Consider the following 21,854-nt stretch of genomic DNA (forward strand, 5'->3'; position numbering starts at 1 on the left):
AGAGACATAATTTCTGTTGAAGTGGAGCCAGCACATCGAAAACAAGCTGCTGCTCTGCAGGGAGCTTTTTCGATGCCATAGGTACCTTCCTCTTACAAAGGTTCGTGCTATATTAGAAATCAACAACTTGATTTAAAGGAACAGATATGGAACAGAAGCCTGCTATATATATCGGACGTGCCCGCTCTGCGATTGTAGAAGACAATGATATTTACGGTTGCGAGAGGGGTATACACATAGAGGAAGCAATAACTGCATCAGTCAAACGCAACAAAATATTATCATCTGAAGCGCTTTCTCATATCGACAAAATCAGGAGCATTCTTTTAGACAACGCTGCCACACTTGAGCGAGAAATTGGAACTGAAAACAAAGATAAGGTTCTTTCGGCGGTCAATGAATTACCCAATAGCAGAGACTCCGAAGCTCTTGATAAGTTATTAACAATTTCAAGCCTATGTTCGAACGCAGTCACTATCTGGCCTGTTATAAAACCGATTGTTATTAGCTTAATCGGAGCTGTTAGTTAGACTTTCATCATAAAATGTATTTTCGATGCAAATCTAACCTCTTTGTTAGCATGCAAATATGTGCTCTGCGGGCAACATAAAACCGTTAAACTGAATAAGCTTTGAAAATCATTCGCAATTTGACTGCCATGCTTTGTTGTACGCCAGCACATCACGTTTGGTCTGCTTGTCCATAACGTCAATGTCATGGTCGGTCAGGTAGATGGGCTTAACCCAGTCGCAAGCAGTATCAACGACAACCGGGACGCTTCCACGATTCCCGCAGCTCGCGATCAACATCGTCATCAGGCATATGGCTAACAGTCTGCTGTACATTGCTGGCCTCTTTGGTTACTTCGACGCGGCGTTCTACGGCTGCCTTGGTGGCTGCGGCATTATCGTCGGTGCGCTGTTTATCTGATTTGGCTTCGGCTTTTTCGCGTCCACGCATGCTGCCCAGGCCAAACGCACCCAGCACAAGCATTACGATCAATCCGATTGCCGCCAGAATGGCTTTCAGTTTCGTCATAGGCTCACACGCTCCCGTACCCAGCCATACACGAATGACTCGTTAGCCGGGCGCTGCTCTGCCAGCTCGAGATAGCGCTGCCCTTGGCTGCAATTCAGTGCACGGAGCAATACTGATTCCCCTTCGCTCCCGCGTTTAGCCAGGAACGATTTCAGGGCGCCGATGCTACGAGGGCCAATCTGGCCGTCGGCGATTAAGTCTGGGTAAAGCTTCTGCTGGTCGTTGAAGACATTCAGCCAACGCTGGAACCACTTCACCTGCACTGATGGCCCCATGTTCACGCCAGTGTCGCAGAGTTCGGCGGCAATGGTCGGCGACACAGCTTCCACCTGGTCGAAGCGTGGACCATACCAGTAATCAGCCTCAAGTATTTCGAGTGCTTGCTGGCGTGTCAGGTTGCGCATATAGCCGGAATAACCGTGGGCGCGCGCCGTTGCCTGGGTAATTCCCCAGTTCGTCGGCCCGCCTTTGTCGTTCGGGTGGTTAACGTAGCCGCCCTCTTTGCCGAGGATGCTGTTGAAGATATCGTCTTTGGTCATCATTCAGCCCTTACGACTTTCGCCAGATTGCCTTTGGCTCGCCACACAGCAATACAGATTGCCAGATTGAGGAATAACTCACCCGGGTCAACGTTGCTGTAATGACCGAGAAGAATACGGAAAGCGGTGAAGCCAGCTGCCAGTATCAGCAGGTAAGCCATCCACGCGTAACCGGGTCGATGTGTCTTCCCGGCTTTACTGAAGAACATCAGACGCATCACGATCGCCATACAGATGATCGCGTTTGCGTCCAGGATGACGGAATGCCATGTCATTTCCCTTCCTCCTCCAGTCCGGGCATCTTTCCGCGCCGTGACTTAGCGACGATTCGAAGCAGGACTGCGACGGAAATGGAAGCGGATACCAGCGCACCAACATTCGGTGAAACTTCGATACTTACCGGCGGCTGCAACAGCCCGAGAGCTGTGTTGATTACCCCGGCGAGTATCTTGGCCATGGGAACAGAGAAGAACACGCCGCCCATAAACGAGATGACCGCGAAGAGCATCTGCTTCCAGAGTTGATGAGGCTCTGAGGTCAGCACATACATTGCCGCCCCGGCAAGCGCACATAACATTACGCCAGGCGTCGCCTCCGGGAACATAGTGGCGAAAGTGATCCCTACCGTAGCGGAGGTCACCCCACTGGCAATTGTGATTGGCTCAGACATAGTTATTCCGTGTGTAGAGGGTCAGGCTTCACGGGCTGGATTTATCAACAAAGCACGTAGCGGATGATTCCCGTGAGCCTGAAATAGAAAAGCCCCGCTATTACGGAGCAGTTAATAGAATTGTAAACCTTAAAAATTTAAAGGAACCATAAAGCTACCAGGTTCTGCACCAGGTTCTTTATTTATTTCTTTACGTATTACCTCATTAATCTGAAAAGCCTCATTGTAAACTTTCTCTAAGTTAATTGAGGCTTTCATATTATAGTATGTTTTTTCCTCACAAACATATAACCTTATCGGATATGGCCTAGGGTTGATTGCCTTCCGGTGGGAAATCACAAAATTATAAACTGCAATACCATGACCTTTCATCTTCCCTGCTGTAACTTCTATGTTTAGTTGATCTAAATACTCATCGAAGTGTTGCAAGGTATTCCTCACCTTCACGGAATTAATTTCCTTAACTTCAATGTCTTTTATTTTTTCTTGAAGGTAATTACTTCGCTCAATATGCAACCTGAATTGTTCAGGGGATTCTTCCCTAGTCTTATTTTTAGGAACTGCGATTAGTTTTTTGACGTTAGCCGCATCTGAAAGAATATTATTTATTAATAGATGAATATTGTAATCAATTTTAAAGTAGTAACCAGCATCAGGAAGTGGTGTCTTATGAAAAAGCTCTTCACAGCGTGTTTTTATCGAATGAGTTAACAACCATAATTCGTGCAAATAAATAAAATTAAGTTTCATTTGCTCAAAGGTTTTTGACATAGCGAACTCTCCTTTTCAATAGTCCGCTTTTATAGCATTTACATAAGGGGCCTGTGAATTACTATTCTGTTGCCTACCACACTCTCGCAGTGGCTGCGCCCATGCCCTTGAGTTCGTCACCCCGGTTCGTCTCTGCTCCCAGTTAGCTCTAACCAGTGCGTGATTGGCTGTCACGCGGCGACGCCGGTGCTTCTTTTCTTATTTACCCTCACCAGATGCAAAGCTGGCTCTCTATGCGGAGACTCGGGGCAGCATCATGACTGCTGCATTGCCTTCGACTGCGGTCTATCCGTTTACTGATGCATTTTCTTACCCTCCAGGAACGCAAAAGCCCCGCGGAATTAACCACAGGGCTTGGATGACTTCTTGCTGGTCGAAACGATTGAACGGATTCCCAGCGTTAGAGCTGATACTAGACGAAAATTCCGTAAACTACAATATCTTTTTTCTCCAAAAATTACATTTTGTGGAAAAAATAACTACCGAGTAACAGATTTCAATGCACTGTCTGCATATCCCTCCTGTCTGTGACACTCTTCCACTAGCAATTCAAAAAACGGCTGTATGTGATCATATGCCGTGGTTTTCTTCACATCCCATACAGTGCGGACACCTTCCAGGACACTGGCGAACTTCAGCCGGGCGTAACCTCTTCCGCTGCAGCGGTCGCACACCTTCATAACCGGCACGCCCTGCAACTCCGTTTCCTTCTTGTCCAGTACCTTCCCTTTCCCATGGCAGCGACACGCATTGCTGATAACACCTTTGCCGTTACAGGCCGAACATAAAACGCGTGCTGTTTCCCGAACAGATTTCCATTCTTCCCAATAGGAAGGGCAAACCCCCTTCGTGATTTTTGCCCATTTAGGCGGTTTCCCATCCGGGTACTGAATTTTATTTGTAAAAATATCCGCCTCGGTAAAGCCGTCCCCATCGCAACAGTCGCATCTGCGAACGCTTGCCGCACTACGGGCGTAATCCTGATAAGCAAAAGCGCATAGTATTTCGAGAACTCGTTGGCGTAACCCTTCATCGAGTTCAGTAACTGGTCTGAAATGTCGTGATATCTCAACGGCTGAACCATATAGAGCCTCCATTGCCCGATCCGGGCTGCTGATGCCAATTTTTGCCAGGTAAAGATCGAAACCAAATCTGCACTTAGCATTAACGAGGCCAAGAGCAGCCATCACATCAGTACCAGTGAGATTATCTGTAGCTGTTGCCCGTGAGGAATCACTGAACATCGGGGATTTCGGTGCAAAGTATTTTGCGATTGATTCGAGGTTCATCGTGTTTCTCCAGCATAAGTTTTCAGGTAATTTTTCAGTATCCGGTAGTCCGTCAGTACAGAGCCGGGAAAATGGTATAAGCGCAATCGCTGCCAACGAACACGGAGGTGATCTGCAAAATAGGATTCGAATGTCATGCGGCCTCCCTTGTTTTGACGAGTTGACGCCTCAGCTCGCTGTAATGCTTTCTGATGGCTTCGAGTTCTTCCATGGTGTATCGGTACGGGGTGTTGTTGTTTTCGAGAGCCTCAACGCGCTCAGGCCCAATTTTCTCGATAAGGCCAAGGCGGTACTGCTGCTGATTTCCCGACAGTTGCACATTGCAGTGGTGACATTGTTTATTGATATTGTCTTCATGGTAGCGCAGGTGTGATGCCTTACCTCGCGATCGGTAATGCCCGGCTTCCCACTGGACAGTGTCGAACGTTCCGCAGCTGATACACGGCAGGTCATGGTCACGTTCTCGGATGTAGTCATTAACGACGCGCTGGGTTAAATCCTCCCAGTGCTTAAGCGGCTTAACCGCTGCTTTACGCTGACGCCAGGCGGCTCGCTCTTTCTTCTCAGCGGCACGCTGTCTGGCAGACTCTTTGCGTTGTGCAGCCTCCCGGGCTTTTCTGGTCTGCTCTTTCCCGACGGCGCTGGCGCACTCATAACCGCAGACGGTCTGCGTGTCTCGCACCGGATGGAACCACTGGCGGCATTCTTTGTTGGCGCACTTCCGGCGCGGTAACTTAGCCATAATCACCCCCAGACCTTTTGTCGAAAGGTTCTTGGTGTACGCGCCGGATGCTCGCATTCAGGTAATTTTGCGCTGACAGTCCAGGTGATGTTGTCACGATTAAGGCTGCGTTCTACCGTGGCGCCACGACGGCGGTAACTGGCCACCAGTTCTTCGGCCTGTTCGGTTGTGCATTCGTGATGGTGGAACCAGGAAAATTTCATCGCCATCACCCCGCAAAGCTCATTAGCTGCGATGCGGCGTTTTCCGCTTCTCGCTGAGTCTTGAATGCCCGGGACAATACCCAGCGCCACAGAACATCGAGCGCGGCTTTGTAAAGTTGCTGGAACTCGGTTTCGTCCATGTTGGCGAAAGCTATGCTGCGGGGGTGTTTACGAAGAGTTCCGTCAGGTAGTTGAATGGCGTCGTAGTGGCCGGCCTCGACAATTACCCAGGCACGGTACGCGTCAAAGGATTTACACAGGCTGATCCCATTGGTAATTCGGCGACTGGCTACCTGCTCAAGATACTGCTCGGCAGCATCAAAAAGAGCAGTTTCGCTTCCTCCGAATGAGGCAAGGTATTTGGCGTACCCGGTCACCAATTTACGCTCGTTGGAAGATATTGCCCCGCCAGTAGGTTCCCAGTATTCGAAACCGAGATTGAGTAATGCGAAGAAACGACGGTGAAAGGCCGGGTTGCGTGCCTGCCGGAACTCGGCCACCAGCACAGCACCGAGTTTGATTTTTGATTGCAAAATATCACTGGTCTCCGGCGTCGCGGGGATCAGGATTCCTGAGGACTGCTTGATGAGTTGTAGTTCGTGCGCCATGGTATTCCCCGTGGCGCATAATTGTCAGGTTACTGGTTGTTCAGGCCAGTGACAGAATTATGATTGGGTACGTAGCATTAAGTCAATTTTTAGAAGTCATCTCCCTTACAACTTCCATGATGGTTTCTTTGGACCAGTACAATTCATCTCTGGATAATTTTCTGTTAGTTACAGAACCGGCCTTGGCTGAAAGGATGTAGCGTTCATCCGCTGCAAGTCCGAAAGACAAAAGCTCCCGACCTTTCCCATCGGTTATGATCACCCGTAAATTATCAGCAAGACCTGATTGGGCTACATCTGCCACTTAATCCCCCTGAGCGACATACAGACGCGATTAAAGAATGTCGGCAGCAGCATCAAAGGGATACACATTTTGGTATTCTGATAAATGCGCGCCAGCCTTAAGCGCAATTCTAATAAAACCAGTCGTCAGCGCTTTCCCAGGTATCCTGGAGGATTGATTCAATTTTCTTTTTGTCGTCCTTGTCACCGCCAAAAACACTTAACCCATCTGAACCGGCACGGCGGATTGTGAGCCTGCAATTGTCATAGTGATCATTCAGGCGCTTAAGCAATTCTTTCTCCAGTGCAGGAACCGCGCCTTTAGGAAGTTCTTTCATACGATCAATGGTTAATTCAACTTTCATAATGGCCTCCATTGCATGCACTGTGTTTTTATACAGTATATCTATGAGAGGAAATGATCAACGTTTTAAGAGCACAAATTGTTAATTTTTTGTCAGGAGTAAAAAAAGAAAACCCGCCGTAGCGGGTTTGAATGATTAGCTGAATTGAAATGATTATGGAAGATAGAGACCGGAGAGTATCCCCCCGTCTCTATAGCATCAGAAGTTATATTTGATACCCACCATAGCGCTAGAATCACTGTACCCTTTATCACCTACCTGAGTACCGATATTCCCCCATAGATTCACACGAGAGTTAATCTGCCCTTCAACACCCACTTTGACTTCGCCAATGTTACGGGCGCCAGCCTGGTTGATGTGGACATTATCCATGTTCACGTTATAACTGCGCGTATTATGCAACCAGTTGGCTTCAATGAACGGCTCGAAAGTACGGTCTTTGTTGTCATCCATTGCATGATGGCTCTTCAGGTACGTACGAAGGCCCAGACGGGTTTGTACGTTACCGTCACCACCGCTGTTAACGCGGGTTCCATTGGCTTCACGGTGGTCATCTGCTTTCACACCCATCCAGGTGGCCTGGGCTTGTGGCTGGATAAACCATTCATTAAGCGTCCCTTTGCTGCCAGCAAACTCGCCCAATTTCTGGGTGTAACCCGTCTCCAGCGAGGCCGTAAAGCCTTTAGACTTGTAGGATTCGCTGGCCAGTTGCTGCCCGTTAACCTGGTTGTTGAACCAGCTGTATTGGAGCCAGCTGTCCACATACAACCCTGCTTTATCCGCATCGCTGGCAAACCAGGTGCCGTAAGCGCCAACACTGTAACCGTTTATCGAACCTTTTGAATCATAACCCGTGACTGAAGAGCGGGTAGAACTGTGGTTATTACCGTAACCCGCCATCAGACCCAGGTGGCCTCTGTTCAGGCCATCAGTTGACCACTGCACAATATCGCCACCCAACTGTGCGACATAACTGTTGCTCTGTGTTTTCAACTGACCACTGCCATCACGCCAGTTATTATGGCTACCGACCTGGCGTAGCCACAGACTGGTAACTTTCTTCTCACCAGTCAGAGCATCAACGTACTGCGTTTCCCCCAGACGGTCGTGCAGACGGGTGTTGAATAACGTGTTCGCAGCCGCAATATTTGCAAGGTAGCTGCCTGCTTCCGGGCGGTTGACAGGTGTAGATGGGTCAACTGGTGGGTCTACAGGATCAACTGGCGGCATAGTGTTAGTTAAATACCAGTTGCCACTGTTGGCGTCGGAGCCACGAACCAGAGAGTAGTCGTAAGCCCCTGCAACAATTCGGCCTGCCTGAGAGAAGGTGCCGTCAGATTTACCACCAACGCTGATAATTTCAATACCATTGAGAGTGTAGTCCCCATTGCCCCCGGCATTCGTCACGCTAACGGAAGTATCACCTGACGTATCGCCAGTGATCACCAATTTATCGGTGACTGAATTATCATTTCCCAGTACGGTATTAAATTGCAGGTGACCATTATTTCCCGTGTAATTGCCGTTGACAGTAAGTGTAGTACCCGCTACTGCATTACCCGTAGCATCGTTATGGCCAATACTGACCGTACCACTATTGCTCAATGAGCCGATTTTGTAGTCGATGGGCGCGGAACTACTTGTGCTTTCCCCAAGTGCAAGTAACCCCTGATTATCCACATCACCACTACCAAGTGCATCGGCAGATAACATACGGATTATGCCATCAGAATCGATGGTTGTTTTCGCAGTCATTCCTGAACCGCTACCACTAACAGTAACTGCACCTCCCGTTACTGTAAGGTCACCAGCACCGATCATATCACCAGCAATCGTACCGTTGCTGACGGTCAAACTGCCTTGGTTAAAGTCGAGAACACTCCCAGCTTCAGTCTGGATATTTTTTAATGTCTGAGCGTAGCCGTTCATATCAAATTGGCTGCCGCTACGAATATTCAGTAACCGGGTCTGACCCAGAACGTTGTTATTGCCCATTTTCAGTGTGCCGGCGACCACATCAGTAAGACCACTGTAGCTGTTATCACTGTTGGATAAGCTAACATCGGTATCAGTATCAATGCGCAAATCTCCGGTTCCTGTGATTTTGGCACTTAGGTCTGCAGCATTTCCGGTATTACCTTCAGCATTCAGCGTCAAAGCATTACTAGCCTGTGCCAGCAATTCAACCTCAGTTAATCCATAGTTTACGTAGAGGCCATCTGCATTATCACCACTGGTGAGGCGGTAATCATAAGTACCTTTCGCAACCGTTTCTCCATTTTGAGTGATATCGGAAGTCACCGGCTGAGAAATAACATCACCGTTCTGGTCTATGAAGGAAAGATTACCGCCGTCGCCCGTTACCGTACCATTGGATCCAGCTAATTTAACCATTACGCCAGCACTATCCTGTTGTAACAACGGTAAAGTAGTGTTCGGCGTTTGTGGCATATTTTCAAAGGGTCCGCCGTCAGTGATTTGGATCTGACCGTTACCAGTTAAATTAAGTTCTTTGCTGGTTTCAATGTACCTATCGCTGGTGGTATCACCAGGGTTAACATCACCAAAAATGAGTTTTCCACCGTTAAAGGTAAGACCACCGATATTCTGTGCGCCAGTTCCTACCGTAGTTGCGTTTCCAGTACCAATATGCAACGTAGCATTAGTAAGTGCTGTTGTATTAGTATTCTCCAGATCAAAAGTGTTATTTTTTAAAACAACATCCCCGGCAAATTGATCACTAGTACCCGCGGTAAATTTAAACTCGGCATTGTTATTGTCTGCAATGAGAGTGCCATCCCCGACCAACTTATTGATGAAATCAAACGCGCCTGCGGTTTGCGCTATCAGGGTACCACTACTAGCAATTTGGATTTCGCCAGTACCAAAATTATTGACGGTTGAAGACACACCTTCATCTGTTATCGCAGTCCCAGTGATATTCCAGCTACCTGTATAGGCCTGGTTAGAGCCAACGATGCGCGCTTTCCCAGAGACTGTTGTATATCCTGAACCTGATAGTTGATTTCCAAACGACGACCCGTCTGTATAGGCAATATCGAGTCCTTTGGTATTATCGTTGTTTGCAGTGTTAATAGCGACGCCCGCACTACCCAGAGCTTGGTTGTTAGCAATGGAAAGCAAACCGCCGCTGATGACTGTGCCCTCAGTGAAATTGGAAGCCGCACTAAGAGTCGTGTGGCCAGATTGCTGCTCAACGGAACCATTACCGTTAATTGCAACATCAAATAAATAGCCGCTGCCGGTCGGATTATTTATATTATTGTTAAATATGACCTTATTGTCCCCTGCACCTGTCATATCAATGCTCTTAGCTGAAATATCGGTAGGGGCACCATACTTGGAATCGCCAATGTAAAGATTTGTTGCTCCACCAGCTACGCTGTTAAGTGTAATATCCTGGTAACTTGTCACTTTGGCAGCATGACCAAAAATCACATCGGTTGTGTTTCCACTCACTGTTGACGATATATTAAAGTCGCCAAGAGTGGTTATGCCTGTACCAGTACCATTAATAATCTGCAGCCCAGTACCGCCGACATTTTTCCCTATGACATTGATATCACCATCAACGTTTACAACAGTAGAATATATCCCAGCCTCTGTACTTACCGAATTTATATCAGAAGATAGCTGAGTATTGTTTGTCAATGTAAGATCACCGCCAACGTTGATGCCACTGCTGTTACTATTATTAGTCGCGAGAAATGAACCATTGGTTGTATCAAGATACAGATTCCCACCAACATTTAGCTGGGAATTGCCAACTAACAGGAAGCTTCCTCCAACCTTATTAATTACTGTCATATCGTTGACTACGTTGATCTCTGCCCCCAACTCCGAGCTGCTAGGGTTAGAAATAAACAAATCATTCTTGTCAGCTTCCAGATCAATGCTGTCTGCATATAATTTCGCTGTCGATGAGGCAGAACCGAACATCCATAATGTCGCATTCGTTGCCCCTGATACCGTTTTTAACTCACCAACAGACAGCGTTCCTGCAGAACCGCCAGACTGTTCTGAGGTCAACCCACCTATCTGAGCTCCCCCTATTTGCAACATGCTGTTGGTGCCCATCAATAGACTGCCGTTATCGCTAGCGGTTAGCGTACCACCATTCATCCATAGAGAAGTATAACCCCCAGCGGCAGGGTTCATATTCAATGCTGAGCTACCTGATGCATTTGAAACAGTAACATCAGCCCCCTGATCTACCTGTACTGTTGCAGTACCGTTCCACTGTAGGCCGTCAGAAATAGAGGTCGATGTATTAAAATCAGTATATCCATTAACATCATATGCATGCGCATTACCGCTCACTACAATCATTGCTGAGACAACCAGGCTCGCATTTATCCTAGATATTGAGACCGTTTTTGGAGATGAGCATTTCGTCCTTCCTCTGCCCAATTCCGATACGACAGTCCATACCATAAGGGAATGGTTCCAAACAACGTTGTAAATACGATTCATTTATTTTATTCCAGATTTTCTGATAGCTGAGTATTAAACCTAACCCGTAAAACATGACTGGCAAATCCTCGCCAGTCTAAACTTCACTAGTTACGTTGCAGCCATGCAGGTTTTTAGGCATCCAAAACAAAGACTTACTAGTCTTTTCGTTAGGTTTAGATAGTGAGCGCATGTATGTTCTATAGTACATAACAATTTTAAGGTTTTTCCGTTTTTTGGTTAACCATGAATATGCCTATATTTTGTTGCAAAATATTACAAAGAGCAAATAAGAATTATCTTATACTTCCAGCAGAAAAGTTAGTTCACTAACAATATCAATAGGCATAGCAATTTGAATCATAAACAATTTAATTTTCGGGTGGATTTATTTTAGCCTTTGGACTAAAATAGATACTTTATAAAATATCTTAGACTCCTCAATCCATATTTTGTAATATAACCCCTTCATAATCTAAATCCAGCCCATAATTAACGATACAGAATCAACTTTAGTGCTTGCTTAATTATGTGATGGGTGATAGTAAAGACGCAAATACAACCTCCTCGTCGTAGAAATTTCCCTGCTCAAAATGAGTGACATGGCAGTCGCTAACGATGAAGCTTTTGAGCTCCGCACTCTCCGCAGCCAGCGCCCTGCACTTGCTCTCGGCGTTAGCGAGCTGTACCGCCTGTTCGAGCACCTGCTGTTCAAGTTCTTCGTATGTTGGTTTCATGCTGATGCTCTCCCGTAAAACGCCAGTACACGCTGCATAGCCGGACTTGTGCGGCAAACTGATGTGACCATGTTTTTGCTCATGTTCGATTTGAGCTGCTTTATGTTCAGCTCCCCACCTGGCTGAAGTGAATAGACCGGGCGATGCGGCTCGCCAGTGCGGATTACTACCGCCCTACGTACCAGGTGAAGCAGCAGGTTGTGTGCTTTCTTGCAGTCGCACCCCAGCAGGTTCTGAACCTGGCGCGGCGTGATGCAGTGGTTAACCCGAAGGAAATCGACGATCGCCCACAGTGATTTGCTTGCCATAGTGATTTCCCCCATTAGACCAGACCGGCGTTTTTGCGTTGTTTGTACTGAGCCATCAGCATTTCTGCAGGCGTTGGGCCAGTAGCTGCTTTCGGCGCTGCAAGTGCGCGACGGATTGGCGGTACCGGCTTACCGGACAGTGCTCGCTTTTCCCAGTCATGCAGGATGTCACCAGCGGCTCGGACAAGTTCCTTCTCACTGAACTGTCCCTCTGTTCCACGACGGCGAAGCTCCAGGCAGACGTGGTAATACAGCGGGTTTTTATCCTTCCATGGGAACTGCTCACTGGTCGGGTAGCGAAAAACAAGTTTCCGCCAGCGCCAGTATTCGCTCATGATGTCGTCCACACTGACCCCCAGCGCACCACTCCCCTCACGGCACCACGAAATAAACTGACCCGGCGACGGCCAGAACGGTGACTGGCTGGATCGGGCTTTCTGCATCCCGGCGGAAAGTTGCTCCCGGGAGGTAATGCCTGACTCAGCAAAAGCCGCGATCCATTGCTGCTTTGCAACGCGGATATCAGCATCAGTACGTAGGTTCGTCTGAGTGGATGCCGGGAATACCTGCATGAGGTTTTCAAAAAGCATATCCACCAGCTTTTCAGCGTCAGCGTTAACAACCTTGCGTCCGTCGTAAGAATCTCCAGCCATGCGTGATAGCATTTCGCTGTCGCGATTCTGAATTGCACGATAAAGATCCGGGGTCATAAAAATTTCTCCCATGCTTCAGGACTGTTCCAGTGCGGGCCAGTTTCGGATTTGTTTGCGCTGACATCTGTGCGTGGCTTACGGGTAGTGTCTTCGCTGTGAAGGGTTAACGTGTCCCACTTGGCGCGGAGCTTTGCGGGGGAGAGAATATTTTTGTACCAGAACGAGTCTTTGCAGGCCCATCGGAACAGCTCACAAATCTCTTTGTGGGTGCGTCCGTCCAGTTGGCGCATCAGGCGTATATCATTCGCCCAGCCAGCTATATTCGGTTTTTTCAGGGATGGTTTGGTGATGTCGCGCAGCGCCAGCATCCACTCTGCACAACGGAGATCGTCAGATGTCCCCCACTTGTCACCTTTCGGAGTCTGGACAGCTGCATCAGGAACAATTTTGGAAATTCTCTGACGTACATTAAATACGTTAGTATTTAATATTACTTCTTGTTCATGATTCTCGGGCTTAAGCGCGCCCTTATGCTCGGGGTTATGCTCGGCATCCACTCCCGAAGCCTCGCCATTGCTGTGTTCGTTATGCGCGGGGCTATGCTCGCTGTTATGCGCGGCGTTATGCGCGGGTAAATCGTCCATTTTTTGAGCGTAATGCGCAAAATTTGTGATGGTAATTACAGTGCCTTTTCTCTTCTCGCCAGCGGTTGAAATCATCCCTTCTCTCACGAAAAGAGACAGCATTCGATCCACTGCATGACGGCTTGTTGGCTCCCCATTTCGGTCGCATAATTTCAGCCCGAGATCTGCCGACGTGGTCACCAGTTGTCCGGTTTGTAATGGCCACTGCCGGCCTTTAAAGTTTGCCGTGTAGGGCTGGCGGGCGGCGCCCAACAGAAGGTTCTCCCATAACGTGCGCAGGAAGACATCTTTAGCCCAGGGCTTCTTCAGTACACTCCGGTACAACGGGATGAATCCGGTCTTCTGGTTCTCCATCCGGTTGCTCCTGACGGCGGTACGCGCCGCAAAATCGGCGTAGGCGACATTCGACATAGCTATGCCTCCCTTACCTGGTATTTTGAAAAACTCTTTGTCATAATGACCTCGCAATGAGTACGCAACGAATTGCACCTGAAAGCCGTTGGTGTTCGCGCACCGCGGCTTTCGCCATTTTTGAACCGGTCATATAGCCCCCAGCATCATCTGCACCATTTCCATCAGCGGACCGGTTAACCCAGGGTCAACGCGATACATCTCCACGATCCCCTCGCTCAACTCTTTCAGCTTCTGATGACGTGGCGCATCCATTGCGACGGCAATCTTCGCTTCGCTGGTTTCTTTCTCCAGCCTTGCCAGTCGGGCCATAACGTTGTCTTCTGGTAGCAGGCGGTTGCGGAACTCAATCGGCAGAACCGCGAGGATTGCCGGAGTCAGCAGGCGGACGTTATCGCGGTATCTTTCACTGTTGAAATGGTTATCCAGGAAGCGGAAAAGCTTCTGACGCTGTCGGCTGAGATCATCAGGGAAAGTGATCTCGTCCCCCCCTTGCGCCAGGTACTCTTCGATGATCAGAGCAGAAACGACATCCTGACCATCTACACCCGCCCATGAGCGAACGGCATCACGAATATCTTCGTGACACGGCCCCTTATATGTTTGAGCGCGATTTATCATTCCCCCTCGAGGAATGTCGCTATCATTCTGATAAGTAAGTGTCTGCATAGTGAAACCTCCTAACGTGGTAAACCGTCTGTTGGATTTGGATATGCGTTCGGATCAATTTCATGTGGCGTCACCTGCCAGTTGAGGAACTGACATAATGGGATAATCCTTTTTTGTGGCACCCCGTTCGCATAGATCCATTTCCCGACTGCTTGGCTGCTAATACCGAAGTGCTTGCCAATACGAGTTCGCGATGCCGCTTTACTTATTTTTTCTTGGGTTTCTTTGTTCATGTGCTCTCCTTCAATGATGAATCGAAGAATACACGACGAAAGTTTATGTTTCAACAAACGAAAGATATTGTTTTAGTGCTGAGTGAAACCTTAGGTTGTAAAATGTGCGTATGAACGAAAACACTTTCCCGACCTTCGCTAGAAGAATTCAACAAGTTATGGCTGAAAATGGCTGGTCGAAATCTGACCTTGCTAAAAAAGTCATGCTTTCGCATACGGCTGTTCAAAATTGGGCCAAGGGAAGGAACGTAGCCAGTGGAGAGCGGTTAAAGAGACTTGCTGCTGTAACGGGGAAACCTGAGCACTGGTTCTTTATGGACTCAGAACAAGAAAGTGCGGCAACTCATGTATCTGGGCCTTCAGCAGTTGAACTTGATGATAAAGAACAAGCACTCCTTTCGCTCTTTAATCAGCTTCCTGAAGCTGAAAAGCTACGACTCATTCTTCACACCAAATCGGTTCTTCATGAAATTGAGCTTCTAAAAAACGACGTTTACGACATTATCAACAGCTCTAAACCATAGCTTGGGATCTTTACCACACCACATGGCGCCTCTCTAGGCGCTTTTTTTCACCTCAAAACGAAAGTTTTTCTTTCTTTCACTTTACACGTGAAACTTTATGTTGCAGTATTATCTCCATCGACAACAAGCGCATCGTTGTCAGGTAAAGAAACGTTCCGCCAGCCTGGCGACAAGGGCAAAGCACAGAAGTGAGCTTCGCGGTGGTGAACTGCAGTGTGAAAAAGCTCAACCGTGAAGATCAGCGCCGCGGCGCCACCAGCGAAGTTCACTCAGAAAAACTGGAGAACATCATGGTTCATCAGCACTACGGTACACAGACAGTAAACCGCGGCGCAGTTCAGCCGGGGATGCTCGTCAAACACAAAGACTCAACCTGGACAGCATCAGCTAACGCTCGCGGACGTTTGTATCTGCATCGCGGCGTGGAGATGACTTACACCAAGGATTTGCTGGTTGAAGTTTATCTGAACGGTCTGGGGCATGGACTCAGCCACTAGCGGAGGTCGTCATGGTAGACAAGAAATGCGGTTACTGCGGCAAGCCGGTTAAACCGGAAGAAGTAATCAAAAGCACACTTCTCTATCGCAACGGCTCACAGCTGGCGCGCAAAGAGAAAGAGTATTGTTCCAAACGTTGCGCTTCGCACGATCAGATGGCCCACGAGTCCTAACGTAAAAACCCGCGCAAGGCGGGCCTGTACGTCCGGTGCTTCCGACCAAAGTTACACCGGAATTTATACAAAACCAAAAACACACCCAATGGGCGCTATCAATGGTCCGGGGATTCTAACACCCAAAAAAGAGGATCTCACATGGAATTCTTTTATGTGGTTAAAGCCACTCAGAAATCCGGAAAGCAAGATGCAGTGGTCTGGTTCACTGCAAAAACTGAGGCTCGCGCCAACCTGATGCTGGATGTTGCTCTGGAAGACGCTGGCATCGAAACGGGCCGTGGTAAGGACTACACCAAACCAATTCGCACTGATTTCCCGGTTGTTGACGGTCTGCCAAAAGAAGGTGAAGTTGATTTCACCTGGTGTGATCGTTACGAACTGGCCGAAGACCAGCGCACCTGGAATGTGAAATTGAAAGCTGATGATGCGGCACAGGAAGAAAACCACCAGACAGATAACAATGTCGTTGATGGTGAAGTCGGTACTGAAGAGCAATCTCAGCAGACAGAGCAACCGAACCTAATCGTCGTTGCCACCCTGCCATTCCGCCAGCGCGTACTGGCTCAGTTCATCGGTGATGGTGAATATCTCTATCACGTAGATGCCGTGCAGAAAAACGAGATTGTCCGCCTTGAGATGGACACCGATGACGCGTACGTCCAGAACCTGCTGCTGGCTGCTGAAAACGTAGAACCATTTAAGAAAGCACAGGAAATCGATATACACAGAGTGGTGAATGACCTCAAAAAGGCATTTCCTAATAATGGTAAAACGCCGGAACTGGGGCTGGTCATCCGCTTTTTTAGAAAATGGTTCGACACCCCTCATATTGAACGTGGCCTGCTTGTAAAAGAATGGTCAACCGGAAACCGCATCAGCAAAGTAGTGTCACCGGAAACAAAAGAGAAAAAAGAAGAGTTGCCTCCAGTTCCGGCAGAACGCTACAAACGCGCCGTTGCTCAAACAGTTTATAACCTGAATGTTGAATCCTGTATTGCCCGTATGTATCCCGACGCGGAACCTGGTTCAGTCACGATCGAACAGTTAAAAGCGGCGAAAAATCTCATCGATTCTCGGGATGATGTGCAGGCAAAAGTCATCAAAGTCATTTCTCATATTAACGACATCCTTGAATACGATGCCCTCTCCATTTTCGGCGTCACTCGCGCTATTGACTGGACTGACTGCCTGAATATCGGTCCTGTAATACTTCGAGATCAGGCGCGTAAGTGGCTGGCAGAGAACGGCATCTATTCCAACGGTAAGAAGTCGAACGGCTATAGCGAATGGGAGGAAGATCCACGCGCGGCTCGCCACTCCGAAACCCAATCTAAGGAAGAAATTGGTAAGCAACTTGCTGCTCAGCGTGGAGAGTTCGTCGAAGGTATCAGCGACCCTGACGATCCGAAATGGGTAAAAACTGAGACAAGCCAGCACTCTACAGAAACAGAACTGGTTAAAAATGTCGGCAACGGAATATTCGACGTTACGGCTTTGCTTCAGAACTCAGCAACTCATGGCACGAAAAAGGCTACGGAGACCACCAGCGATGTGCAGGTTCAAGAAACTGTCAGTGATGAAAAACAGGCTGGTGATGAAGTGCAGTCAGGCGAAAGCAGTCTGGAAACTGGTGAAGAGTCACATACCAGCCAGCAGGCCGATGTAAACCAGAATACGGATTCTGTCGCCCAAAATAGCGATTCTGTAAACCAGACTGAACCAGTTTTGGCGCAAACCGAGCCAGAAGCGCAATCTGACGAACCAGCTGTTGTTTACCCTGCTTACTTCGAGCCAGGCCGCTATGAAGGTCTGCCGAACGAGGTTTATCACGCGGCCAACGGTATCAGCTCTACCCAGGTGAAAGACGCACGTGTTTCGCTGATGTACTTCAATGCGCGCCACGTAGATAAAACCATTATCAAAGAACGCTCTTCTGTACTGGATATGGGTAACCTGGTGCATGCACTGGCGTTGCAGCCAGAGCAGCTCGATGAAGAATTTAGCGTTGAACCCATAATTCCGGAAGGCGCATTTACCACCACGGCAACGATCCGCGCGTTTATTGATGAGTACAACGCCAGCCTGCCAGCGCAACTGAGTGCAGACGACATCAAAGCTTTGTTAGAGGAATACAACGCCACTTTGCCTGCACAGGTGCCGCTGGGTGGTTCAGCCGAGGAAACCGGCCAGAGCTATATGTCGCTGCCCGAAGAGTACCAGCGTATCGAAGCGGATCAGAAACAGACCGCTGCGGCGATGAAAGCCTGCATCAAGGAATACAACGCCACTCTGCCTGCACAGGTGAAAACCAGCGGTAGCCGCGATGCATTACTCGAGCAGTTGGCAATTATCAATCCTGACCTTGTTGCACAGGAAGTGCAGAAGCAGGCGCCGCTTAAAGTGTCCGGTACCAAAGCAGATCTGATTCAGGCCGTAAAGTCTGTTAACCCGAACGCCGTCTTCGCCGACGAGCTGTTGGATGCGTGGCGCGAGAATCCGCATGGGAAAGTGCTGGTCACCCGCCAGCAACTGAGCACTGCACTGAGCATTCAGAAAGCCCTGCTCGAGCACCCGACCGCGGGCAAATTGCTGACACATCCGAGCCGCGCCGTTGAGGTGAGCTACTTTGGATTTGACGACGAAACCGGACTCGAAGTTCGTGTGCGCCCGGATCTGGAAATCGACCTGGACGGCGTGCGCATCGGTGCCGACCTGAAAACCATCAGCATGTGGAACGTTAAGCAGGAAGGTCTTCGCGCCAAACTGCACCGCGAAATCATCGACCGTGACTACCACCTGAGCGCGGCAATGTATTGCGAGACAGCTGCGCTGGACCAGTTCTTCTGGATTTTCGTCAACAAAGACGAGAACTACCACTGGATCGCCATCATCGAGGCATCAGCCGAACTGCTGGAACTGGGCATGCTCGAGTACCGCAAGGCGATGCGCGCTATCGCTACCGGCTTCGACACTGGCGAATGGCCAGCGCCGATCACCGCTGATTACACCGACGAACTGAATGACTTCGACCTGCGCCGCCTTGAAGCGCTGCGTACTCAGGCATAAGGGGAAAAGAACATGTCTACTGCAATTACTACCAACGAAAACAAGACGCAAATGATCGATAACATCTCAATTTTGACTAATGGGGAACTTTTCGACCGCCTACGCACCTTGTCGACAGTGATGGCAAATAGTGGCGCTTTTGTACCTGACCACTTCCGCGGAAAACCAGATGCCTGCATGGCTGTGGTCATGCAGGCCGCACGATGGGGTATGGACCCGTTTGCCGTAGCTCAGAAGACCCACATCGTCGGTAATAGCGGAGTATTGGGTTACGAAGCTCAACTGGTTAATGCGGTTGTTACCAACATGTCGCCTACAAAAGATCGCCTTCATTACGATTGGTTTGGCCCATGGGAAAACATCATTGGTCGATTTGTAGAGAGAACCAGTTCTAAAGGCAATAAGTACATCGCGCCTGGTTGGGATTTAAAAGATGAGGCCGGTGTAGGAATTCGGGTGTGGGCAACTATGAAAGGCGAGGATGAACCACGCGAACTGGTACTCATGCTCTCTCAGGCTCAGGTTCGTAACTCGACACTATGGGCAAGTGATCCGCGTCAGCAGCTTGCTTATCTCGCGGTAAAGCGCTGGGCTCGCTTGTACTGCCCTGATGTGATTCTCGGTGTTTACAGCGCCGATGAAGTCGAAGAACGAGAAGAAAAAGTTATTAACCCTGGCTCAGCCCAACGAACGAGCGTTGCTGAAATCGCATGTGACACCGTCACAACCACGCAAAGCGCACAGGAATCATCGGTAAATATCGACTCACTGGCTGATGATTTCCGCGAACGCATCGATGCCGCTCAGGATGTTGATAGCGCAAAAGCACTGCGCGCTGATATCGAAAGCGCGAAGGCCACGCTCGGATCTGCCCTGTTCACCGAGCTGAAGAATAAGGCAGTGAAACGCTATTACTTGGTTGATTCACGTAACAAGGTTGAAGCCGCGATCAACTCCCTACCGTCTCCGGAGGAACCGGATGCAGCTGAACGGTTTGGGGAAGTTGAGCGAGTTCTTGCAACGGCGAAACGTCATCTGGGCGACGAGCTGCACGATCAGTTCAGCATCATCCTGGCGGATATGAAACCGGAATACGTGGCCTAAGGGAGGCGGGAGGCTTCGCCCTCCCACTGAGGAGATGTAATGCGACTGATTAACCGAGCCAATCAGCAATCCCCGTTAGCGCGTCAGGCATGCGACATAGCACTGGCCACTCATGCAGAACGTTACGGCGACTATGGCCGCAGCAAGATGAAAGAGACGTACACGGTGAGAGTTGAAGGCGTAAAGGTCTGGGTTGAGGTAGTTAACCGTAAGGCGAGCTACGTGGCCACGGCAATGACAGGTATGCGCCGGTTGCGCGCTCTGCCAGGTCAGGTGAGTTGATAACGATATTTCATTAACAGTTTTCCGGCAGCTCTATAATAAGTTGCCGGAAGCCGGAGGTAGTATGGCCAAGCTTCTTAATCTGCTGGAATGGGCGAATTCAACTTATTCAACCCCTCCGTCTCTTTCAACACTTCGCCGCTGGGCGCGGGAGGGGCGCATTTTCCCTGCCCCGGAGCTTCACGGCAAAGAATATAAGGTTCAGCCTGACGCCATCTATGTGGATCCGAGCAAAAAGAACCTTCGTCACAAAGCAAAACACCTAGCGCTGCCAACTGGCGGCACTCTACTGGAGAGACTGACTCATGGCGAAAAGGCCAGTTCGTTACGACGCTAACCTGCCCCGTAACCTGACCTATCGTAAAAGAGACAGGCTTTATAGCTGGCGAAACCCGATTACCGGTCAAGAGTTATCTCTTGGCCGGATCGACAGAAAGGACGCCATTTCTCAAGCCATCGAAGCCAATAACTACATCGAACAGAATTACCTTCCATCAGCGCTGCTGGACCGCATAAAGGAAACACCCACATTTACGGTGAAAGCGTGGCTCGAGCGCTACGAAGTAATTCTTGAGCGAAGAGAATTGAAGCCCAACACGATGAAGGTCAGGCGCAATCAGATCGCCACTATCAGTGATGAATTCGGACGTATGCCGTTATCGGCGGTCAGCACGAAGGACGTATCTACTTTTCTGGAAAGTTACATACTCTGCGATAAGAAAAGCATGGCATCCGGGCTGCGTTCGGTGTTGTTGGATATTTTCAGGGAAGCGATTGTCGAGGGGCATATTGAAAGAAATCCGGCAGAGCCGACAAGAACGCCGACACCAAAAGTGAAGCGTGAGCGTCTTTTGCTTGAACAGTTTGAGATAATAAGAGATGCCGCAACAACCCATTCCGAATGGGCTGCAAATGCATGTGACCTTGCACTTGTCACCGGACAAAGAAGAGAGGACGTATCGTTGTTCAGATTCAGCGATATCAGGGATGGAAGGTTGTTTGTCACGCAGGAAAAGACAGGTCACAAATTGGCGTTGCCACTTGATTTGCGACTGGACTCTGCTGATTTGGTACTGCAGGATGTTATCGACCGTTGTCGTAAAAACAACCCGTCAGACTTCATGATTTATTCTTCGGTAAGGCGTGGCGGTAGGAAGCCAGGTCCGTTAACTCCGGACGGAATCACTCAAGCGTTTTCCGATATCAGGGATTCTACAGAGTTAAAGTTTGGCCCCAACCCTCCTCCGTTCCATGAAATCAGGAGTTTGGCGAGTAGACTCTATGAAAGGGAGCGCGGAGAGGATTTCGCACAGAGGCTGCTGGGGCATAAAAATTTAACAATGACCAAAAAATACCTGGACGCACGTGGTGCAGAATATGTTATGGTTTAGACAGGATATGGAAATTTCGAGTAATTTTCGTGGGATTTCGTGAAAGCACCGAAAAAACCCAACGAAAACAAGAATATAAAAAGAGACCGAATACGATTCCTGTATTCGGTCCAGGGAAATGGCTCTTGGGAGAGAGCCGTGCGCTAAAAGTTGGCATTAATGCAGGCTAAGTTACCCTG

At 48.9% G+C, this 21,854-nt stretch carries 28 protein-coding genes and 1 pseudogene; 9 read left to right on the forward strand and 20 right to left on the reverse strand.

Features of this window, described 5'->3' with window-relative positions:
* The first annotated feature begins 146 nt into the window (after positions 1-146).
* Positions 147-530, forward strand: a complete 384-nt coding sequence (locus tag ABIE10_RS04715; protein WP_133086478.1) for a hypothetical protein — start codon at positions 147-149, stop codon at positions 528-530.
* A 229-nt stretch (positions 531-759) separates the two neighbouring features.
* Here ABIE10_RS04715 and ABIE10_RS04720 read toward each other — a convergent pair whose 3' ends face one another.
* From ABIE10_RS04720 to ABIE10_RS04815, 20 genes and pseudogenes are all read right to left on the reverse strand, one after another.
* Entirely contained in the window at positions 760-1,038 is a 279-nt protein-coding gene (locus ABIE10_RS04720; RefSeq protein ID WP_429154905.1) for a hypothetical protein, read from the reverse strand.
* The gene (locus ABIE10_RS04725; RefSeq protein WP_429154907.1) at positions 1,035-1,580 is read right to left on the reverse strand and encodes a glycoside hydrolase family 108 protein; all 546 of its coding nucleotides are present in this window, start codon (positions 1,578-1,580) and stop codon (positions 1,035-1,037) included. Before ABIE10_RS04725 ends, ABIE10_RS04720 begins: the two co-directional genes overlap by 4 nt.
* Positions 1,577-1,852 carry a phage holin family protein gene (locus ABIE10_RS04730; protein WP_128611492.1) on the reverse strand — a complete coding sequence of 92 codons (276 nt, stop codon included), beginning with the start codon at positions 1,850-1,852 and terminating at the stop codon, positions 1,577-1,579. Before ABIE10_RS04730 ends, ABIE10_RS04725 begins: the two co-directional genes overlap by 4 nt.
* On the reverse strand, positions 1,849-2,247 hold the full coding sequence (locus ABIE10_RS04735; protein ID WP_049041756.1) for a putative holin: 399 nt from the start codon (positions 2,245-2,247) through the stop codon (positions 1,849-1,851). The genes ABIE10_RS04730 and ABIE10_RS04735 overlap by 4 nt, the downstream gene beginning before the upstream one ends.
* Positions 2,248-2,376: 129 nt before the next feature.
* Entirely contained in the window at positions 2,377-3,018 is a 642-nt protein-coding gene (locus ABIE10_RS04740; protein ID WP_429154910.1) for a hypothetical protein, read from the reverse strand.
* A 479-nt stretch (positions 3,019-3,497) separates the two neighbouring features.
* Positions 3,498-4,307 (reverse strand): antitermination protein, encoded by an 810-nt coding sequence (locus ABIE10_RS04745; protein ID WP_429154911.1) that lies wholly within the window; start codon positions 4,305-4,307, stop codon positions 3,498-3,500.
* Complete coding sequence (locus ABIE10_RS04750) at positions 4,304-4,444, reverse strand: YlcG family protein (RefSeq protein WP_200044079.1); 141 nt, start codon at positions 4,442-4,444, stop codon at positions 4,304-4,306. Before ABIE10_RS04750 ends, ABIE10_RS04745 begins: the two co-directional genes overlap by 4 nt.
* Positions 4,441-5,049, reverse strand: a complete 609-nt coding sequence (locus ABIE10_RS04755; protein ID WP_429154912.1) for a recombination protein NinG — start codon at positions 5,047-5,049, stop codon at positions 4,441-4,443. The genes ABIE10_RS04750 and ABIE10_RS04755 overlap by 4 nt, the downstream gene beginning before the upstream one ends.
* 2 nt (positions 5,050-5,051) lie before the next feature.
* The gene (locus tag ABIE10_RS04760) at positions 5,052-5,258 is read right to left on the reverse strand and encodes a hypothetical protein (RefSeq protein WP_049281697.1); all 207 of its coding nucleotides are present in this window, start codon (positions 5,256-5,258) and stop codon (positions 5,052-5,054) included.
* Positions 5,258-5,860, reverse strand: a complete 603-nt coding sequence (locus tag ABIE10_RS04765; protein WP_103766165.1) for a DUF1367 family protein — start codon at positions 5,858-5,860, stop codon at positions 5,258-5,260. The genes ABIE10_RS04760 and ABIE10_RS04765 overlap by 1 nt, the downstream gene beginning before the upstream one ends.
* Positions 5,861-5,942: 82 nt before the next feature.
* The gene (locus ABIE10_RS04770; protein ID WP_019076552.1) at positions 5,943-6,164 is read right to left on the reverse strand and encodes a hypothetical protein; all 222 of its coding nucleotides are present in this window, start codon (positions 6,162-6,164) and stop codon (positions 5,943-5,945) included.
* 109 nt (positions 6,165-6,273) lie between these two features.
* A complete protein-coding gene (locus tag ABIE10_RS04775) occupies positions 6,274-6,507 on the reverse strand; it encodes a DinI family protein (protein WP_016236996.1) in 234 nt (77 codons plus the stop codon).
* 198 nt (positions 6,508-6,705) lie between these two features.
* On the reverse strand, positions 6,706-10,857 hold the full coding sequence (locus ABIE10_RS04780) for an autotransporter outer membrane beta-barrel domain-containing protein (RefSeq protein WP_258040536.1): 4,152 nt from the start codon (positions 10,855-10,857) through the stop codon (positions 6,706-6,708).
* A 15-nt stretch (positions 10,858-10,872) separates the two neighbouring features.
* Positions 10,873-11,001, reverse strand: a pseudogene (locus ABIE10_RS04785) (ESPR domain-containing protein); the annotation flags it as partial.
* A gap of 506 nt (positions 11,002-11,507) precedes the next feature.
* On the reverse strand, positions 11,508-11,717 hold the full coding sequence (locus ABIE10_RS04790) for a hypothetical protein (RefSeq protein WP_103766163.1): 210 nt from the start codon (positions 11,715-11,717) through the stop codon (positions 11,508-11,510).
* Positions 11,714-12,025 (reverse strand): hypothetical protein, encoded by a 312-nt coding sequence (locus ABIE10_RS04795; protein WP_103766490.1) that lies wholly within the window; start codon positions 12,023-12,025, stop codon positions 11,714-11,716. The genes ABIE10_RS04790 and ABIE10_RS04795 overlap by 4 nt, the downstream gene beginning before the upstream one ends.
* A gap of 14 nt (positions 12,026-12,039) precedes the next feature.
* Positions 12,040-12,735 carry a replication protein P gene (locus ABIE10_RS04800; RefSeq protein ID WP_103766162.1) on the reverse strand — a complete coding sequence of 232 codons (696 nt, stop codon included), beginning with the start codon at positions 12,733-12,735 and terminating at the stop codon, positions 12,040-12,042.
* Entirely contained in the window at positions 12,732-13,733 is a 1,002-nt protein-coding gene (locus ABIE10_RS04805; RefSeq protein WP_200101237.1) for a replication protein, read from the reverse strand. The genes ABIE10_RS04800 and ABIE10_RS04805 overlap by 4 nt, the downstream gene beginning before the upstream one ends.
* 129 nt (positions 13,734-13,862) lie before the next feature.
* Positions 13,863-14,402: a toxin YdaT domain-containing protein gene (locus ABIE10_RS04810; RefSeq protein ID WP_103766160.1), complete on the reverse strand. Its 540-nt coding sequence runs from the start codon at positions 14,400-14,402 to the stop codon at positions 13,863-13,865.
* Between the two features lie 11 nt (positions 14,403-14,413).
* The gene (locus ABIE10_RS04815) at positions 14,414-14,635 is read right to left on the reverse strand and encodes a YdaS family helix-turn-helix protein (protein ID WP_103766159.1); all 222 of its coding nucleotides are present in this window, start codon (positions 14,633-14,635) and stop codon (positions 14,414-14,416) included.
* Between the two features lie 110 nt (positions 14,636-14,745).
* Between ABIE10_RS04815 and ABIE10_RS04820 the strand changes: the two genes are divergently transcribed.
* From ABIE10_RS04820 to ABIE10_RS04855, 8 genes are all read left to right on the forward strand, one after another.
* The gene (locus ABIE10_RS04820) at positions 14,746-15,159 is read left to right on the forward strand and encodes a helix-turn-helix domain-containing protein (protein WP_181012489.1); all 414 of its coding nucleotides are present in this window, start codon (positions 14,746-14,748) and stop codon (positions 15,157-15,159) included.
* Between the two features lie 290 nt (positions 15,160-15,449).
* Entirely contained in the window at positions 15,450-15,656 is a 207-nt protein-coding gene (locus tag ABIE10_RS04825) for a hypothetical protein (RefSeq protein ID WP_001568763.1), read from the forward strand.
* Positions 15,657-15,667: 11 nt separating this feature from the next.
* Positions 15,668-15,829: a YdaE family protein gene (locus ABIE10_RS04830; RefSeq protein WP_181012488.1), complete on the forward strand. Its 162-nt coding sequence runs from the start codon at positions 15,668-15,670 to the stop codon at positions 15,827-15,829.
* A 141-nt stretch (positions 15,830-15,970) separates the two neighbouring features.
* A complete protein-coding gene (locus ABIE10_RS04835; protein WP_103766157.1) occupies positions 15,971-18,898 on the forward strand; it encodes a RecE family exodeoxyribonuclease in 2,928 nt (975 codons plus the stop codon).
* Positions 18,899-18,910: 12 nt separating this feature from the next.
* The gene (locus tag ABIE10_RS04840; RefSeq protein WP_429154916.1) at positions 18,911-20,002 is read left to right on the forward strand and encodes a RecT family recombinase; all 1,092 of its coding nucleotides are present in this window, start codon (positions 18,911-18,913) and stop codon (positions 20,000-20,002) included.
* Between the two features lie 39 nt (positions 20,003-20,041).
* Entirely contained in the window at positions 20,042-20,284 is a 243-nt protein-coding gene (locus ABIE10_RS04845) for a DUF4060 family protein (RefSeq protein ID WP_047415379.1), read from the forward strand.
* 64 nt (positions 20,285-20,348) lie between these two features.
* On the forward strand, positions 20,349-20,621 hold the full coding sequence (locus ABIE10_RS04850) for an excisionase (RefSeq protein ID WP_072034353.1): 273 nt from the start codon (positions 20,349-20,351) through the stop codon (positions 20,619-20,621).
* Positions 20,590-21,675, forward strand: coding sequence for a tyrosine-type recombinase/integrase (locus ABIE10_RS04855; RefSeq protein ID WP_103766155.1), 1,086 nt, complete (start codon positions 20,590-20,592; stop codon positions 21,673-21,675). The genes ABIE10_RS04850 and ABIE10_RS04855 overlap by 32 nt, the downstream gene beginning before the upstream one ends.
* The last annotated feature ends 179 nt before the right edge of the window (positions 21,676-21,854 follow it).

This window comes from Citrobacter sp. 506 (genome assembly GCF_050434985.1).
GTDB classification, from domain to species: Bacteria; Pseudomonadota; Gammaproteobacteria; order Enterobacterales; family Enterobacteriaceae; genus Citrobacter; species Citrobacter braakii.